Source organism: Streptomyces sp. NPDC058697 (assembly GCF_042715345.1).
In the GTDB taxonomy this organism is placed as follows: domain Bacteria; phylum Actinomycetota; class Actinomycetes; order Streptomycetales; family Streptomycetaceae; genus Streptomyces; species Streptomyces liliifuscus.
Genome location: NZ_JBHXSU010000027.1, coordinates 111147 through 127441 on the forward strand (window position 1 = coordinate 111147; position 16295 = coordinate 127441).

General features: G+C 70.2%; 14 protein-coding genes. 9 read left to right on the plus strand and 5 right to left on the minus strand.

The window, feature by feature from the left end:
* Positions 1–7: 7 nt before the first annotated feature.
* Positions 8–1540 carry an ABC transporter substrate-binding protein gene (locus ACFWXQ_RS39465; protein ID WP_383939157.1) on the minus strand — a complete coding sequence of 511 codons (1533 nt, stop codon included), beginning with the start codon at positions 1538–1540 and terminating at the stop codon, positions 8–10.
* A gap of 579 nt (positions 1541–2119) precedes the next feature.
* Between ACFWXQ_RS39465 and ACFWXQ_RS39470 the strand changes: the two genes are divergently transcribed.
* From ACFWXQ_RS39470 to ACFWXQ_RS39500, 7 genes are all read left to right on the plus strand, one after another.
* The gene (locus tag ACFWXQ_RS39470; RefSeq protein WP_383939154.1) at positions 2120–3142 is read left to right on the plus strand and encodes an NAD(P)/FAD-dependent oxidoreductase; all 1023 of its coding nucleotides are present in this window, start codon (positions 2120–2122) and stop codon (positions 3140–3142) included.
* A 1-nt stretch (position 3143) separates the two neighbouring features.
* A complete protein-coding gene (locus tag ACFWXQ_RS39475; protein ID WP_383939151.1) occupies positions 3144–3479 on the plus strand; it encodes a DUF362 domain-containing protein in 336 nt (111 codons plus the stop codon).
* Positions 3476–4270, plus strand: a complete 795-nt coding sequence (mhpD, locus tag ACFWXQ_RS39480; RefSeq protein ID WP_383939148.1) for a 2-keto-4-pentenoate hydratase — start codon at positions 3476–3478, stop codon at positions 4268–4270. The genes ACFWXQ_RS39475 and mhpD overlap by 4 nt, the downstream gene beginning before the upstream one ends.
* Entirely contained in the window at positions 4267–5208 is a 942-nt protein-coding gene (locus ACFWXQ_RS39485; protein WP_383939145.1) for an acetaldehyde dehydrogenase (acetylating), read from the plus strand. Before mhpD ends, ACFWXQ_RS39485 begins: the two co-directional genes overlap by 4 nt.
* The gene (dmpG, locus tag ACFWXQ_RS39490; protein ID WP_383939142.1) at positions 5205–6221 is read left to right on the plus strand and encodes a 4-hydroxy-2-oxovalerate aldolase; all 1017 of its coding nucleotides are present in this window, start codon (positions 5205–5207) and stop codon (positions 6219–6221) included. The genes ACFWXQ_RS39485 and dmpG overlap by 4 nt, the downstream gene beginning before the upstream one ends.
* A 140-nt stretch (positions 6222–6361) precedes the next feature.
* On the plus strand, positions 6362–7405 hold the full coding sequence (locus tag ACFWXQ_RS39495; RefSeq protein ID WP_383939263.1) for an LLM class flavin-dependent oxidoreductase: 1044 nt from the start codon (positions 6362–6364) through the stop codon (positions 7403–7405).
* A complete protein-coding gene (locus ACFWXQ_RS39500) occupies positions 7402–8196 on the plus strand; it encodes an alpha/beta fold hydrolase (RefSeq protein ID WP_383939139.1) in 795 nt (264 codons plus the stop codon). Before ACFWXQ_RS39495 ends, ACFWXQ_RS39500 begins: the two co-directional genes overlap by 4 nt.
* 116 nt (positions 8197–8312) lie before the next feature.
* Here ACFWXQ_RS39500 and ACFWXQ_RS39505 read toward each other — a convergent pair whose 3' ends face one another.
* Entirely contained in the window at positions 8313–9884 is a 1572-nt protein-coding gene (locus tag ACFWXQ_RS39505; protein WP_383939136.1) for an AbgT family transporter, read from the minus strand.
* Positions 9884–11188: an amidohydrolase family protein gene (locus ACFWXQ_RS39510; RefSeq protein WP_383939134.1), complete on the minus strand. Its 1305-nt coding sequence runs from the start codon at positions 11186–11188 to the stop codon at positions 9884–9886. Before ACFWXQ_RS39510 ends, ACFWXQ_RS39505 begins: the two co-directional genes overlap by 1 nt.
* Before the next feature lie 183 nt (positions 11189–11371).
* Between ACFWXQ_RS39510 and ACFWXQ_RS39515 the strand changes: the two genes are divergently transcribed.
* Complete coding sequence (locus ACFWXQ_RS39515; protein ID WP_383939131.1) at positions 11372–12433, plus strand: Lrp/AsnC family transcriptional regulator; 1062 nt, start codon at positions 11372–11374, stop codon at positions 12431–12433.
* Between the two features lie 79 nt (positions 12434–12512).
* Positions 12513–13322 (plus strand): IclR family transcriptional regulator, encoded by an 810-nt coding sequence (locus tag ACFWXQ_RS39520; RefSeq protein WP_383939128.1) that lies wholly within the window; start codon positions 12513–12515, stop codon positions 13320–13322.
* 71 nt (positions 13323–13393) lie between these two features.
* Here ACFWXQ_RS39520 and ACFWXQ_RS39525 read toward each other — a convergent pair whose 3' ends face one another.
* Positions 13394–14074, minus strand: coding sequence for a TetR/AcrR family transcriptional regulator (locus ACFWXQ_RS39525; RefSeq protein ID WP_383939125.1), 681 nt, complete (start codon positions 14072–14074; stop codon positions 13394–13396).
* On the minus strand, positions 14041–16080 hold the full coding sequence (locus ACFWXQ_RS39530; RefSeq protein ID WP_383939122.1) for a CocE/NonD family hydrolase: 2040 nt from the start codon (positions 16078–16080) through the stop codon (positions 14041–14043). Before ACFWXQ_RS39530 ends, ACFWXQ_RS39525 begins: the two co-directional genes overlap by 34 nt.
* Positions 16081–16295 lie beyond the last annotated feature (215 nt).

Sequence of the window (16295 nt, forward strand, 5' to 3'; positions counted from 1 at the left end):
GGGAGGGTCACTTGGCGGCGTAGAAGTTCGTCAGGTCCGGCGTGAGGTTCGTGGTCGAGAGGCCGACGCCCTGCAGACCGGGCCGTACGTAGACGATCTTTTCCATGGAGACCATGGGAATCGTCCACGACAGGTCGGACAGGCGCTGTTCGAACTTCTGCCAGCCCTGCTCCTGGAGCTCGGCGGTCGGTGCGGAAGCCGCCTGGCTGTAGAGCGTGTCGAGCTTCTTGTCGCTGACCTTCAACGGGTTGCCCCAGCTGAACAGGAGATCGTTGCCCTGGGCGTACGGCGGGGCGATTCCGGCGCCGTAGTCGAACATCATCCCCGCGTACTTCGCGTAGTTGGAGAAGAGCTCGTTCACGTTCGCCGGGACGTTGATCTTGACGTTGATCCCGATGTTCGCCATCTCCGCGGCGAAGGCTTCCGCCGCCTGGGACTCTCCGACACCCGTGAGGTTCACCGTGATGGGCAGGGTGAAGCCGTTGGGGTAACCCGCCTCCGCCAGAAGCTTCTTGGCCTTGTCGACGTCGTAGGGGTACTTTCCTTCGCTGCCCTTGGTGTAGCCGCTCGTGCCCGCGAGAACGGGATAGTCCCAGCCCTTGGCGTACGTCCCGTACAGGGCCTTGGCTATCGAGTCGCGGTTGATGCCGTGCATCATGGCCTGCCGTACACGCAGGTCACCGAGGGCCTTGACCATGGTGCCCGCCCGGTCCTGGATCATCAGCTGCATGATCGAGTAGGGGTTCGACAGGACCTGCAGCCCGGCGGACTTCGCGGCCTTCGCGGTCGTGGAGTCGCCTAGCGCGTAGTCGACCTCCCCGGAGCGGAAGGCGCTGAGCACGGTGTTCTCGTCCTTGATGACCTTGACGACGACTTTCTTCCAGTGCACGCGCGACTTGTCGTAGTACGTGGGGTTGGGGACGTACGTATAAGTCTGGCCGGAGACGGTCGCCGACGTGTCGATCATGTACGGCCCGGCTCCGTGCGTGGTGGTCCCGAGTTCGTCCGTCTTGTTGAGGCCGATGGGGCTGATGATCTCTCCGGTTGTCGGTCTGGAGAGATAGAGCGGCAGCAGCGGATCGGACGTCTTGAGATTGATGCGGAGTTTGAGAGCGGAAACGACGTCGATCGATTCCACAGGTGCCAGGTTCGCGGCCAATGGACCGCCGGCCTTGGCGTAGTACTGGAGCGACTTCTTCACGCCTTCGGCGGTGAGTGCGGAGCCGTCGTTGAATTTCACGCCGGACCGCAGGGTGATGTCGAAGGTCTTGCTGTCGGAGCCGACGAAGCCCCACTTCACCGCGAGGGCAGGGGTGTACTTCCCGTTCGGAGCCTGGCGGATCAGCGTGTCGTAGGCCAGCTCGAAGAAGTACTGCTGCGGGTCGGACGAACCGCCCAGAGCCGGGTTGAGGCTGTTGGGCGCGATGGCCGAGGCAACCGTCAGGGTGTTGGTGTTCTGGGCCGTCGCGGTGCCGGACGAAGTGCCGTTTCCGCCGCCGCATGCCGTGGCCAGGAGCGCCAGCCCGGCGGCGCCGACCATTGCTGTGATCGTAGGGCGCGAGTGTGTCATCTGAACCTCCGCTGTTGAGGCATCGAATGGGTACACGGGGTTCACCGGGCGTGGGGAAGGAGGCCACCGTCACGGTGGATGCTCCATGGTGTGGGTCCGCGCGATAGGGGGCGGCTCAACGGTTTCCGAGTGGGAGGATGTTCGGAAGTCCGCAGGCATTTCCCGACTGAATGGTGCTGCGCCCATTACTGAAACTGTGCTGTTCAGCCGACTCTTGTGGAGGTCGGCCCAAGTAATGTGCGGGGCCCAACAATTGCGGTCGGTGCTCTCACGACGGTATGACTCATGATGCCGCCTCTCAGCGGAGCCCCTGGAACCGAGTAGCCACATTATTCGGTCAACCGGTCCGGTTCCATACCGAAAAAGTCCGCTGAGCGGACCGCAGTGCAGTAGCCGGCCCCGAATCCACATGACGCGTCCTGCCGGACCGGTGGAAGCGTCGTGTTAGGGCCACGCTCCCACCGCCGGACCACCCCGCTGAGCGGCGCGTCCCGTCAGGCGGACCGGTTCCATTGGGCGGTGGACGGCCCGTCCATACGCTCCTGGACCATGAGCGTTCCTACTGATGAGCCGGTCGCCCCGGACGAGTCGTCGGTGATCGAGACCGACATCCTGATCATCGGCGCCGGCCCGTCTGGCCTGTACGGCGCCTACTGCGCGGGCTTCCGTGGACTCAGCGTCACGGTCATGGACGTCCTCCCCCAGTGCGGCGGCCAGATCAGCGCGATGTACCCCGAGAAACCCATCTTCGACATCGCCGGCTTCCCGGCGGTGCGCGGCCGCGACCTGGTCGAGGGCCTGGTCGCCCAGGCACAGCCGTACGGTCCCCGCTACCTCCTGGGACACCGGGCACTCCACATCACCCACGAGCCCGACGGCCGGCCGGTCGTTCACGGCGACAAGGGAACTGCCGTGCGGGCGGGGGCAGTTGTGATCACCGGCGGGGTCGGGACCTTCACCCCCAGGCAGCTCCCCGCGGGCGAGGGCTATCTCGGGCGCGGCCAGGTCTACTTCGTGCCGGACCCCGTCGAGCACACCGACCAGGACGTCGTGGTCGTCGGCGGCGGCGACAGCGCCTTCGACTGGGCGGCGACGCTGGCCCCGATCGCCCGGTCGGTCCGGCTCGTCCACCGCACGGAGCGCTTCCGGGCCCATCGGGCAACCGTGGACAAGGTACGGGCCCTGGGCATCGAGATCATCACGGACTCCGAGGTGAGCGCCCTGCACGGGACGTCCCGGGTCGAGCGGATCGAGGTCCGGCACCGCACCACGAAGGCCACCCGGCTCCTGCCCGCGCACACCGTCGTCGCCGCCCTCGGCTTCATCGCCGACCTCGGCCCGCTCAAGGACTGGGGGCTGGAGCTCCGGGCGCGGCGGATCGCCGTGGACACCCGGATGGCCACCAGCCTGCCCCGCGTGTTCGCCGCCGGTGACATCACCGACTACCCGGGCAAGGTCCGCCTGATCGCCGTGGGCTTCGGCGAGGTCGCCACCGCGGTCAACAACGCGGCCACCGTCATCGATCCGGAGGCGGCCCTGTTCCCCGGGCACTCCACGGAGAAGGAGAACTGACATGGCGTACGTCATCGGGTCGGCCTGTGTCGACATCATGGACCGGTCCTGCATGGAGGAGTGCCCGGTCGACTGCATCTACGAGGGCGAGCGCAAGCTCTACATCAACCCGGTGGAGTGCATCGACTGCGGTGCCTGCGAGACGGCCTGCCCGGAGCAGGCCATCGCGGTCGACCGTCTCGCCGACCCCGAGTTCCGCGCGGACAACCGCCGCTTCTTCGAGGAACCGCTGCCGGGGCGTGCGGGACCGCTGGGCGCACCGGGCGGGGCGACCGGCCTCGGTCCCGTGGGCGTCGACACGCTCTTCGTCACCTCCACCGCGGGCGGCGCACGATGACCGCCGCGGAGGTGACCAAGGCGGCCGACGAACTGCGGGAGGCCGCGCGCACGAACACGGCCTGCGCTCCGGTACGCACGTACGTCACCGGCGTGGAGGCCGCCTACGCCGTGCAGCGGGTGAACGTCGAGCGCGGTGTGGCGGCCGGACGCCGGATCGTGGGCCGCAAGGTCGGCCTGACCTCGCCCGCCGTGCAGGCCCAACTCGGTGTGGACCAGCCGGACTTCGGGACGCTGTTCGCCGACATGGCGGTGGCGGAGGACGGTTCGGTCCCGGCCGGGCGGCTGATCCAGCCGAAGGTGGAGGCGGAGGTCGCCCTCGTTCTCAAGGCCGAACTACCGCACCGGGACTGCACGGTGGTCGACGTGCTGCGGGCGACCGACTTCGCGCTGCCCGCGCTGGAGATCGTGGACAGCCGGATCACCGGCTGGGACATCGGCCTCGTGGACACGGTCGCGGACAACGCCTCCAGCGGCCTCTTCGTCCTCGGGGGAACTCCTGTACCGCTCACAGGACTTGATCTGCGGGGCGTGCGGATGACGATGACCCGGGGCGGCGAGGTGGTCTCCGAAGGAACCGGCGCCGACTGTCTGGGCAGCCCACTCAACGCGGCGGCCTGGCTCGCCTCCACCCTGGCTGCCATGGGCGATCCGCTGCGGGCCGGCGACGTCGTGCTCACCGGAGCCCTCGGCCCGATGGCGGTCGCCGCCCCGGGTGACCGGTTCGAGGCGCGCATCAGTCAACTCGGCCGGGTGTCAGTGCAGTTCGCGACGGAGGGAGACAGGTCATGAGCACCCGTACGAAGGTGGCCGTCATCGGCTCCGGGAACATCGGCACCGATCTCATGATCAAGGTGCTGCGGCTGTCCGAGGAGTTGGAGATCGCCGCGATGGCCGGCATCGACCCGGAGTCGGACGGCCTGGCCCGCGCCCGCAGGCTGAAGGTCGCCACCACGCACGAGGGCATAGACGGCCTGATCACGCTGGACGAGTTCGCGGACGTCCGGATCGTCTTCGACGCCACCTCGGCCGGCGCCCACCGCCGCCACGACCACGTACTGCGGGGCCTCGGCCGCACGGTCGTCGACCTCACGCCGGCCGCGCTCGGCCCGTACGTGGTGCCGCCGGTCAACGCCGACGCCCATCTCGGCAGCACGAACGTCAACATGGTCACCTGCGGCGGACAGGCCACGATCCCGATCGTCGCCGCCGTCTCCGCCGTGACCCCCGTGCACTACGGGGAGATCGTCGCCTCCATCGCCTCCCGCTCGGCCGGTCCCGGCACCCGGGCCAACATCGACGAGTTCACCGAGACCACGGCCTCCGCGATCGAGCAGGTCGGCGGCGCGGCCCGCGGCAAGGCGATCATCGTCCTCAACCCGGCCGAACCGCCGCTGATCATGCGGGACACCGTGCACTGTCTGGTCTCCGAGTGCGACGAGCAGGCGGTGACCGCGTCGGTCGAGGAGATGGTCGGACGCGTTCAGGCCTATGTGCCGGGCTACCGGCTGAAGCAGAAGGTGCAGTTCGAGCAGGTCGGCACCGACGACCCGCTGCGCACGCTCGTGCCCGCCGGAGCCACACCACTGAAGGTGTCGGTGTTCCTGGAGGTCGAGGGCGCCGCCCACTATCTGCCCGCCTACGCCGGCAACCTCGACATCATGACCTCGGCCGCGCTGCGCACCGCGGAACGCCTGGCCGCCCACCAGAGTGCGGAGGCCGCCAAGTGACCACGCTGTACGTCCAGGACGTGACCCTGCGGGACGGCATGCACGCCATCCGCCACCGCTACACCGTCGACCAGGCCCGCACCATCGCCACCGCTCTCGACGCGGCCGGAGTCACGGCGATCGAGGTCTCCCACGGCGACGGACTCGCGGGCTCCAGCATCACCTACGGAGTGGGCGCGCACACCGACTGGGAGTGGATCGAGGCGGTCGTCGGCGCCGTGCACCGGGCGATCCCGACCACCCTCCTGCTCCCCGGCATCGGCACCGTCCACGACCTCAAACAGGCCCACTCCCTGGGCATCCACTCGGTGCGGGTCGCCACCCACTGCACCGAGGCCGACATCTCCGCCCAGCACATCGCCGCCGCGCGCGAGCTGGGCATGGACGTAGCCGGGTTCCTGATGATGTCCCACATGGCCGAACCGGCCGAACTCGCCCGCCAGGCCAAGCTGATGGAGTCGTACGGCGCGCACTGTGTGTACGTCACCGACTCCGGCGGCCGCCTCACGATGGACGGCGTCCGCGACCGCTTCCGCGCCTACCGGGACGTCCTGTCCCCCGACACCGAACTGGGCATCCACGCCCACCACAACCTGGGTCTGGGCGTCGCCAACAGTGTGGTCGCCGTGGAGAACGGCGTCACCCGCGTCGACGCCTCGCTGGCCGGCCAGGGCGCGGGGGCGGGCAACTGCCCCCTGGAGGCGTTCGTCGCGGTGGCCGACCTGATGGGCTGGGAACACGGCTGCGACCTCTTCCCGCTCATGGACGCGGCCGACGATCTCGTCCGCCCGCTCCAGGACAGGCCCGTACGCGTCGACCGCGAGACCCTCAGCCTCGGCTACGCGGGCGTGTACTCCAGCTTCCTCCGCCACGCCGAAACCGCGGCCACTCGCCACGGCCTGGACACACGCGCAATCCTCGTGGAGGTGGGCCGCCGCCGAATGGTGGGCGGCCAGGAGGACATGATCACGGACGTGGCCTTGGACCTGGCGGCAAAGGGGCAGCAGAAATGACCGCTGGAGATGCGCCCCGTAAGGGGCGCGGGGAACTGCGCGCCCAGCCACAACCGCCCCGCAGCCAAGGAACAACCCCTCCGGCGGAGCGCTCGGCGCAGCCGGCGCCGCAGGACGCAGCGGGCGCCAACCGCCCAACGCTGCGCGTAGGCATACGCATCCCCCCGTGCGACCGAGCAGACCGCGTGGTCGAAACAGCCCGCCACGCGGAATCCGCCGGCTTCGACGACGCCTGGTTCCCCGACTCACAACTGCTGTGGCGCGACGTGTTCACCACCCTGACCGCCGCCGCCCTGGGCACCGAGCGCATCGGCCTCGGGACGGCGGTCACCAACGTGGCGACGAGGCACCCAGCCGTAGTCGCCTCAGCCGCCCGCAGCGTGGCCGAACTCGCCCCCGGCAGGTTCAAGCTCGGTCTCGGCGTCGGCAACAGCTCGGTCGGTCCAGTCGGCCTTCGGCAGACGACCTCGGCGGAGATGCGCGAGGGCCTGGCCATGCTGCGCGCCCTGCTGGACGGCGAGGAGTGGGAGTTCGAGGGCAAGGTCCGCTCGCGACTGCGCGACCCCGGGCCCGGCGTGCCGCTCCACCTCGCCGCGAGCGGGCCCAGGAACCTGCGGCTCGCCGGGGAGATCGCCGACGGTGTGATCCTCCTCAGCGGCATCTCGCCGGCCACTCTCGCGACTGCCACCGCCCGGGTCCGGGAAGGCGCCGGGACGGCGGGCCGCGCGGCCGACGCGATACCGCTGACAGTGTCCGCGTTCTGCGCGGTGACCGACGACGTGGCGGCCGAGGCAAGGCTGCTCAAGCCGATCTGCGCCTCGATCGCCCAGAACGGCGGCGCGTCCTTCCTCGCCCTGGCGGGGATCGACGTCGACGTGCCGCCACACGTCGAGGGCATCTACCCGGACCTGGTGCACGCCGAGGACTGGCCCAGGGCCGTCGAGATCTGCTCGGCCTGGATCAGCGACGAGAACGCGCTCCGCTTCGCCGAGGAGTTCTGCCTCTTCGGCACCCCGGCCCGGATCGCGGAACGCCTCCGGGCCCTGCACGCCGACGGAGTCACCGGCGTCCTGCTCCAGCACGTCGGCTCGTACGACCCGCCCACCGAACTCATAGAGGCCATCGGCACATCGGTACTGCCGGCCCTCGCCCCCTCCACTCCTGGAAAGGCGGACCCCAGATGACGGACACCCTGCGACGAGGCTACGTACCCAGTCCCTTCGGGCAGTTGCACTACGTGGAGTGCGGCACCGGCGAACCCGTCCTGCTGCTCCACCAGACCCCGCGCTCCTGGACCGAGTACCTCGACGTGCTGCCCCTGGTCGGCACGGCGCACCGGGCCATCGCCATGGACACCCTGGGCTTCGGCGCCTCCGCGAAACCGGCGGGCCCGCACTCCATCGAACTCTTCGCCGACGCCGCCGGCGCACTCGTCGACGCCCTGGGACTGGAACGCTTCCATCTGGTCGGGCACCACACCGGCGGAGTCGTCGCGGTGGAGCTCGCCGCCCGCTACCAGGACCGCGTCGCCAGCCTGCTGCTCTCGGCCACGCCCTTCATCGACGACGAGAAACGCCGTACGGCGGCCGAGCGCAAGCCCGTCGACCACGTCGTCCCCAAGCCGGACGGCTCACACCTGCTGGAGCTGTGGAACAGGCGCCGCGGCTTCTACGAGGAGGGCCAGGAGGCGGCCCTGAACCGGTTCATGGTCGACGCGCTGACCGTGCTCGACCGGGTGGAGGAGGGTCACGAGGCGGTCCGGCGGTACGGCATGGACCAGCGGCTGCCGGACATCACGGCCCGTACGCTCGCCGTCTGTGCCCCGGGGGACCACTACTCGCTGCCCGGCCTTGCGAAGTTCGCCACGGCCCTCGGATGCGAGACCCGGGTCCTTTCCGGCGGCCATGTCCCCGTACCCGAGCAGTTGCCCGAGGAGTTCGCGAAGGTCGTGCTGGAATGGACGGCTCGCGGCTGAGACGAGGCGGCACGGGCGGCGTACGGAAACCGTCTGCGCCGTCGTCGCGTGAGCCGACGGCACATGGCCGACTCCACCGGATCTCACCGGTGGAGTCGGCCTGCTGTGTGCGGGGGTCACTTCAGACCGATGTCGGCGCCGGGTCCGAGCGGCAGGTCGAAGCCGTAGAAGATGCCCAGGATCGCCAGCCACACCAGCATGAACGGCACCACGAAGATGGCGAGCCGGGAGATGAGCGTGCCGAGCTTCGCGTCGGGCTCGTACTGGCGGAGCATCGCCAGGATCAGGAACACATAGGGGTTCATCGGTGTGATCACGCCGGTCGCCGAGTCACCGATCCGGAAGGCGGCCTGGGTGAGCGCCGGACTCATCCCCATCAGCATGAACGCGGGGACGAAGACCGGGCCGACCAGGGACCACAGGGCCGAGCCCGAGAGGATGAACAGGTTGAGGCAGGAGACCAGCAGAACGAACACCAGGATCGCCCAGAAGCCGGTCACGCCCATCGAGTCGAACAGCGCGGCGCCCTTCACCGCCAGCAGCACACCCACATTGGACCAGGTGAACAGGGCGATGACCTGGGCGGCGACGAACATCATCACGAGGTAGCCGGACATGGTCTTCACCGACTCGGTGACGGCCGTGGTCACGTCCTCGGCACTGGTCAGGTGCTTCACGCTGAAGCCGTACGTCAGTCCGGCCAGCAGGAAGGCGCCGAACAGGACGGGGACGATTCCGGAGAGCAGCGGCGAGGGCACGAAGGCCCCGCCCTCGCCACGCAGCGGCGCCCCCTCCGGCAGCCACAGGGAGAGCACGCCGGCCAGGTAGACGAGGACGACCAGCGAGGTGCGCAGCAGCGCCCGCCGCTGGACCGGCGTGAGGGTGAGGTCGCGGTCCTCGGGCTCCTCGCCGGCGGGCTCGTAGGTGCCGAGCCGGGGTTCGAGGACGCGGCTGATGAGGAATCCGCCCACCGCGGCCAGTACGAGGCTGCTCGCGGCCGTGAAGAAGTAGTTGATGAGCAGATGGATGTCGAGGCCGTCGGCGGCGGGGAGCACCGAGGCCGCCTGCTGGGTGATGCCGACGTAGAGGGCGTCGAGGGAGCCGATGGTGAACCCGGCCGCGTAGCCGGCGGTGACACAGGCGAAGCCGCCGATGAGGCCCGCGACGGGGTGGCGTCCGGCGCTCTTGAAGACCAGGGCGGCCAGCGGGGGCAGCACGATGGCGGCGACATCGCTCATCATGTGCGCCTGGCTCGCGATGAGGGCCACCGCGTAGGGCAGCACCGGGCGGGGCACCCTGGCCAGGGTCGCCCGCATCAGGGTCTCCAGCAGGCCCGTCTTCTCGCAGAGCCCCACCACCATGATCAGCACCAGTACGGCGCCGATCGGGGGGAAGGTGGCGAAGTTGATGACGAGGTTCTGCACCAGCCAGCTCGCGCCGTCGCCGGTGAGGAGGCCGGTGATGTGCTTGGTCTCGTCACTGCCGGGGACCTTGACGGACACGCCGCCCAGGTCCAGCGCGGTGGAGACGAGGGCCAGCAGGAGGAACAGGCCGGCGAACAGGACGACGGGGTTGGGCAGGGCGTTCCCGGCCCGCTCGATGATTGCGAGCACCCGGTCGAGAGGGGTGGCTCTCTCGGCGTCCGGGGACTTGGCGGGTGGCGCGGGGAGGTCGGTCTGTGAGGACATCAGGGCCGCCTTCCGGTGGGGAGGGTGTCGGTGACCGGGGCCGGGAGGTTCAGGAGGTCCTTGCGGACGACGCCGTCCTGGACGACGCACACGATGTTGGCCGGGTCGCCGAGGACGCCGATGTCCTGGAGCGGATCACCGTCGCAGAGGACCAGGTCCGCGGTGCGGCCGGCGGTGAGGGTGCCCAGCCGGTCGGCCACACCGAGGAGCTCGGCGGAGGTGCGGGTGCCGGCGACGATGGCGGCCATGGGGTCCATGCCGAGGTCCACCAGATAGCTGAGTTCCATCAGGTTCACGCCGTGCGGGCCGACCGCCGCGTCGGTGCCCAGCGCGATGCGGGCACCGTACTCGATGGCCCGGGCGATGTTCTCCTTGGTGGTGCCGGACCAGCGGACCTTCTTCTGGTAGTGGTAGTCCGGCATCGTGTCCTTGTTGATGCCCGCGTACACGGTGGACAGCGTCGGTACGACGAAGACGCCGCGTTCGGCGGCCATGTCCAGCGCGCGGTCGTCAAGACCGTAGCCGTGCTCGATGCTGGTGACGCCGCCGCGGATCGCGGTGAGGATGCCCGCGTTGCCCTGGGCGTGGGCCGCGACCGGCTTGCCGCCGTGGCGCCCGGCCTCGTCCACGACCGCGCGGATCTCCTCCTCCAGCAGGCCTTCGTCGTCGGGGTCGTCGTAAGGGCTGCCCATGCCGCCCGTGGCGCAGACCTTCACCAGGTCTGCGCCGTCGCGCAGGACCCGGCGCACCGCGAGCCTGGCCGCGTCGGTGCTGTCGGCGATCTCGGACATCCCGGCGCTCAGATCGGTGCCGTCGGGCATGCGCACGTCGGCGTGGCCGCCGGTGTGGCTGATGATGCGGACGGCCGTGTGCAGGCGCGGGCCCACCGTCCGTCCGGTCTCGACGGCCGTGCGGTAGCCGGCCGACAGACCGCCCAGGTCACGGGCGGTGGTGACACCGGCGTCGAGGGTCAGGCGCAGCCGCGCGGCCGTGTCCAGGGTGACCAGGACCGGGTCGAGTTCCGCGCGGCGGCTGGGCGGCGAGCCCTGCGCGTAGGCGAGGTGGACGTGGCAGTCGAAGAAGCCGGGCAGTACGGTGCGTCCACCGGCGTCGACGACACGGGCCGAGGGGTCGGTGGCGGCCGGGGGCTCGGTAGCGGCCGGTCCGGCGTAGGTGATGGTGCCCTGGGCATCGATGGTGACGACGGCGTCGTCCACGGGGGACGACCCGGTGCCGTCGATGAGGCGGGCGTTGTGGATCCGCAGGGCGGTCCGCGTGGTCTCCGGGGGCGTGGCGGGGGTCATAGAGCGGGGTCACTCCTCCGTAGGGGATGCAGGCGAAGGGAGTGTGGAATGCAGAGAAAAACCTGGTGTGACGATGCAGATTTCTCGCCGGATTCCCTCGGCGTGCGCAGAGAAGCGCCGCCCAAGGGCGTGCAGGATTCTGCCGCGCCGGTTGGCCCGGCCGGGGCCGCGTCGGGGGCGTCCATGGAGCTCGACGAACTGGACCGGGGCGTCGTGCACGTCCTGCAGATCCACCCGAGGGCCCCGTGGACGCTGGTCGGCGAGGTGCTGGGGGTCAACCCGGTCACGGCCGCGCGGCGCTGGCACCGGCTGGAGGAGGCGGGCCTGGCCTGGGTGACCGCCTATCCACGGCTGTCCAACTCGCGGATCGTGGTGACCGGCGTGGTGGAGATCGACACCGAGCCGGGCGTCGCCGAGGACGTGGCGATGGCCATCGCCCAGGACCCGTCGGTGGCGAACATCAAGCTCACGGCGGGCGGCCGGGATCTGGTGACCGCCGTGCAGGCCCGCAGCCTGGACGAGCTGGGGCGCCTGTCCACGCTGCTGTTCCAGCGGACACCGGGGGTACGGGCGACGCGTACGCATGTGTCGACGGGGGTCCCCACCGAGGGGAGCCGCTGGCGGCTGCGCAGCCTGGACGAGGCCCAGAGCGCGCGGGTCGAGGCGGCGGCCCCGCCGTCCGTTCAGCCCGCGCCCACGGCCGAGAGCCGCTGGGACGACCTGGACACGCGTCTGCTGGAGCTGCTGGGCACGGACGGGCGCATGTCGCTGGCCGACCTGTCGACGGCGACGGACACGAGCCTCACCACGGTGCGCCGCAGGCTGCAGTCGCTGCTCGCCGCCCGGCTGAGCCTGCGCTGCGATCTGGCCCGCCCCCTGTCGGGCTGGCCGCTGTCCGCCGTGTACTTCGCCTCGGTCCCCGGCCAGTACGTGGAGGAGACCAGCCAGGTGCTGGCCGGAGTACGTGAGGTCCGCTCGTGCGCCATCACGACCGGCCCGCACAACCTGGTGATCGACGTCTGGCTGCGCGATCTCCACGACGTGCACGCCTTCGAGGCCCACCTCTCGCGGCGGCTGCCCCGCCTCACCATCAGCGACCGCTCGGTGGTGCTGCGCACGGTCAAGCACATGGGGCGGCTCCTGGACCGGGACGGCCGCTGCGTGGGTGTCGTCCCGCTCCGGCACCCCCAGGCACCGCACCCCACCGTCGAAAACGTCACAGCGAGTACATCGCCAGGAAATTGAGAAGCGCCTATATTTCATTTCCTCGTTCTGGTGGACGCCCCTTCCGGGCAATGCGCCACCGAGGTGAGGAGGACACATCGTGACAACCGCAAGCTCCCACCGTGAGCGCGAGGACGTGGCCGGAGGGGACGGAGAGCCACCCAAGACCGTCCTGGGCAAGGTCGGGCTCATCCTGGGCGCCTTCCGGGACAACGACTTCTCGCTCAGCCTCACCGAGCTGACGGCCCGCACGGGGGTCGCGAAGGCCACCGTCCACCGCCTCTGCCAGGAACTGGTCGCCGGCGAACTCCTGGAGCGCGAGGGCTCCAACTACCGGCTCGGACTGCAGCTGTACGAGATCGGCCTGCGCGCGCCCCGCCAGCGGACCCTGCGCGAGGCGGCACGGCCCGTCATCGAGAACCTCGCGCAGAGCCTCGACAACGCCATCACGCTGTCCGTGCCGAACGCTTCGGAACTGCTGTGCATCGAGAACGTCGGCGGGCACCGCAACCGGGCCAGGGCCAGCGTGGGCGGGCGGCACATGCAGCTGCACAGCACCGCCGCCGGGAAGCTGACCCTCGCCATGCTCCCGGACCAGTACCCGCTGCCCTCGATCGCGCCGCTGATGCGCCGCCGCACACCCCGCACCCTGACCGCCGCGCAACTCCCCGACGAGCTGGCCCGCATCAGGGAGCAGGGCTACGCGACGGAGATCGAGGAGTACCGCCCGGGCTATCTCGCAGTCGCGGTACCCGTGCGGGGCACCGACCATCCGTATGCGGGGGCCCTGGCGGTGACCGCTCCCACCACCAACAGCAACATCGCCCGGATGCTGGTGGCCCTGACCACGGCGTCACACACGATCACTTCCCGGCTCACCGTCTTCGAGGCGTACCGCGCCCCGCTGTGACGGCGACGACGGTTTCGAGGCGATCCAGCAGTTGGGGAACCCGGTGCCGAAACCGGAAACTCGTGAGCCGCCTACCGGTCACCGGTCCGCAGCTCGGACTCGACGAGCCGGTACAGGTGCCGACGCGCGTCCTGCGTGCTCAGTGCGGGCGACTGGCGCAGCCGCTGGAGGGCCAGTCCGTCCGAGAGGGCGGCGAAGCGGACGGTGAAGCCCGCCGGGTCCGCGCAGACGAACTCCCCGTCGGCGACGCCCCGTTCGACCAGGGCGCGGATCTGGCTGTGCCAGTCCTCGTACCGCTTGGCCTGGCCGCTCGCGAAGGCCTGCTCGGGGTCCTGGTCGCGGTCGCCCGCGCTCCAGTAGTCGAACCACATGCGCCAGTGCCGGTCGGTGTCCTCCGTGAACAGCGCGTCGATCAGCAGCCGCAGCGCCTCACCGCTGCCGGCCGCCTGCTCGGCGGCCTCGTTCAGCGCCGCGTAGTAGCGCTCGATGTGCAGCACCATCGCCTCGGAGAGGATCTCCTGCACGCTGCCGAAGTGGTACGTGACCGTACCCACCGACACCCCGGCCGCGGCGGCGACGTCCCGCACCCCCACAGACGCGTACCCGCGCTCGGCGATGAGCGGGACGGCCGCCTCCACGATGAGCCGGCGGCGGACCTCGGTGGGCTGGCGGGTGCGATCGGCGGCGGCGACGGCACGGCGGGGCGTCTTCGCGGCCTTCACGCCGACGTCCTCGGGGTGGTGCGGTGCCATGCGCGCTCGACCACTGTCTCTCCGTCCGCCCGTGTTTCCATGCGACTGTCCATGATGAACTCCGTGGCCGTGGCCCGCAGCTCCGTACGCGTCATGATCTCAGCGTCCCAGTCGTCGCCGCGCCGCAGCCGGATCGTCCACTCGGAGACGGCCACCGCGGACAGCGGATCGTCGGCCCGTATCCGGTACGTCTCGCGGGCGCTCTCCTCGTAGCGCAGCCCGTCCGGGTAGACCCGCGATCCGCCGTAGTTGGGATCGACCTCCAGCGTCCACTCGCCCTTCGCGACGTCGTACGTGACCAGCCGCTCCGGTGTCACCTCGGCGGGCCGCTCGTAGGTGACGGGCAGCGGCGGGGCCTGCTCGGGCTCTTCGAACCGGACGGACTCCCGACCCTCGCCCTCATTCTCCTTCTCGTCCGACGCGGGGTCCCGTACGGGCAGGAGCAGGGCGCTGTCGGCGGGCAGCACGGTCAGCCGGCCGCGCTCGCCGTGCGGCCACACCCAGGGCCAGTACGTGTCCGAGACGGCGACCCGGATGCGGTGGCCGGGCGGGAAGGCATACCCGATGCCATTGAGCTCGAACTCCACGGTCTCGTACGTGCCCGGGGTCCACTCGACGGCCCGGTCGCGCCCGTGCCTGCTCAGCAGGTTGAGTACGCCACGGGTGACGAGGGTGGACGAGCCGTCGGGCGCGACATCGCAGACGCGGGCGACGACGTGGGCGCGCGGAGTCGCACTGTCGAGCCTGAGCCGGACGCGCGGACGCCCCAGGATCTCCACCCTCCCCTCCAGCGGCGCCGAGTCGAAACAGACCGAACGGCCGTCCTCCTCCCGCTGATCGGGCGGCAGATCGCTCGCGTTGCCGAAGGGGAAGAAGCGGCCGGCGTCGAGACCGGTGTGCTGCGGGGAGCGTACGAGGACGGGATCGGCCGTGCCGGTTCCCGCGAGGGGCCGCTCGTCCCAACTGACGGATAGGGAGGGCCAGTTGTCGTCCCCCACCCAGCGCCCCGGCATCACGTCGTACGAAGTGGCGGGCGGAACAGGGTCGTTCAGCCAGGCGCGGAGTTTGGGCTCGCGCATGACGCCGGTGTCCTCGCCTTTGAGATGCTGGTCCCACCAACGCAGAGTCTCTTGCAGAAACCCGATGGCCGGACCGGGCGGCAGACCGCGATCCGGGTACTGGTGCGACCAGGGCCCGATGATCCCCCGTACGCGGTCGTCGGGCAGGTGCTCCACGAGCCGCAACACGGTGTCGCGGTAGGGGTCGTTCCAGCCGCCGACGGCCAGGACCGCCGCGTCGATCGCCGCGTAGTCCTCGCAGACGCTGCCGTGCCGCCAGTAGTCGTCGCGTTGCTGGTGTGCCAGCCAGGTGTGCAGGAACGGGTCGAGCGCTTCGAGGCGCTCGCGCCACATCGGCAGCCAGCGGTCCTTCCCGACGCTCGTCGGGTCCGGCGGGCGGGCCGCGAACGCCAGCATCGTGCCCGCCCAGGCGAGCATGTCGATGCCGAGGACGGCGCCGCCCGTGTAGTGCACGTCGTTGTCGTAACGGTCGTCCGTCGAGCAGACCGTGACGATCGCCTTCAGCGGTTCGGGGGCGAGGGCGGCGATCTGGAGGGAGTTGAAACCGCCCCAGGAGATGCCGAACATGCCGACCTTGCCGGTGCACCAGGGTTGCTCGGCAAGCCAGTTGACGACGTCCACGCCGTCCGCGAGTTCCTGTGCGTCGTACTCGTCGCCGGGGGTTCCCTCACTGTCGCCGTGGCCTCGGATGTCGACGCGTACGGATGCGTAGCCGTGGCCGGCGTACCAGGGGTGGCGTTGGGCGTCGCGAGGAGCCGTCCAGTCGGTCTTGCGGTACGGGAGGTATTCGAGGAGGGCTGGCACGGGTTCTGCCTCGGCGTCGGTGGGGCGCCAGATGCGGGCGTGCAGGTGGGTCCGCCCGTCCCGGGTGGGGATCCAGACGTCCTCACGCGCGACCTGCCGGTCGAAGTGCTCGCGGTATTTCACGGGGCTCCTTGTTTGTGCGGCTTGCGGCGAGCGGTGGTTGGGGGGTGTGTTTTCGCCCCCGCCGCCCCTACCCATTCCCGTCACTACTCGGGGGCTCCGCCCCCGAACCCCCGCTCCTCAAACGCCGGAGAGGCTGAAAAACCCAGGGGCGCGGGGAACTGCGCGCTCAGCCCAAACGGACCCGCACCCGAAATCGAACCCCACGGGGTCTGGGG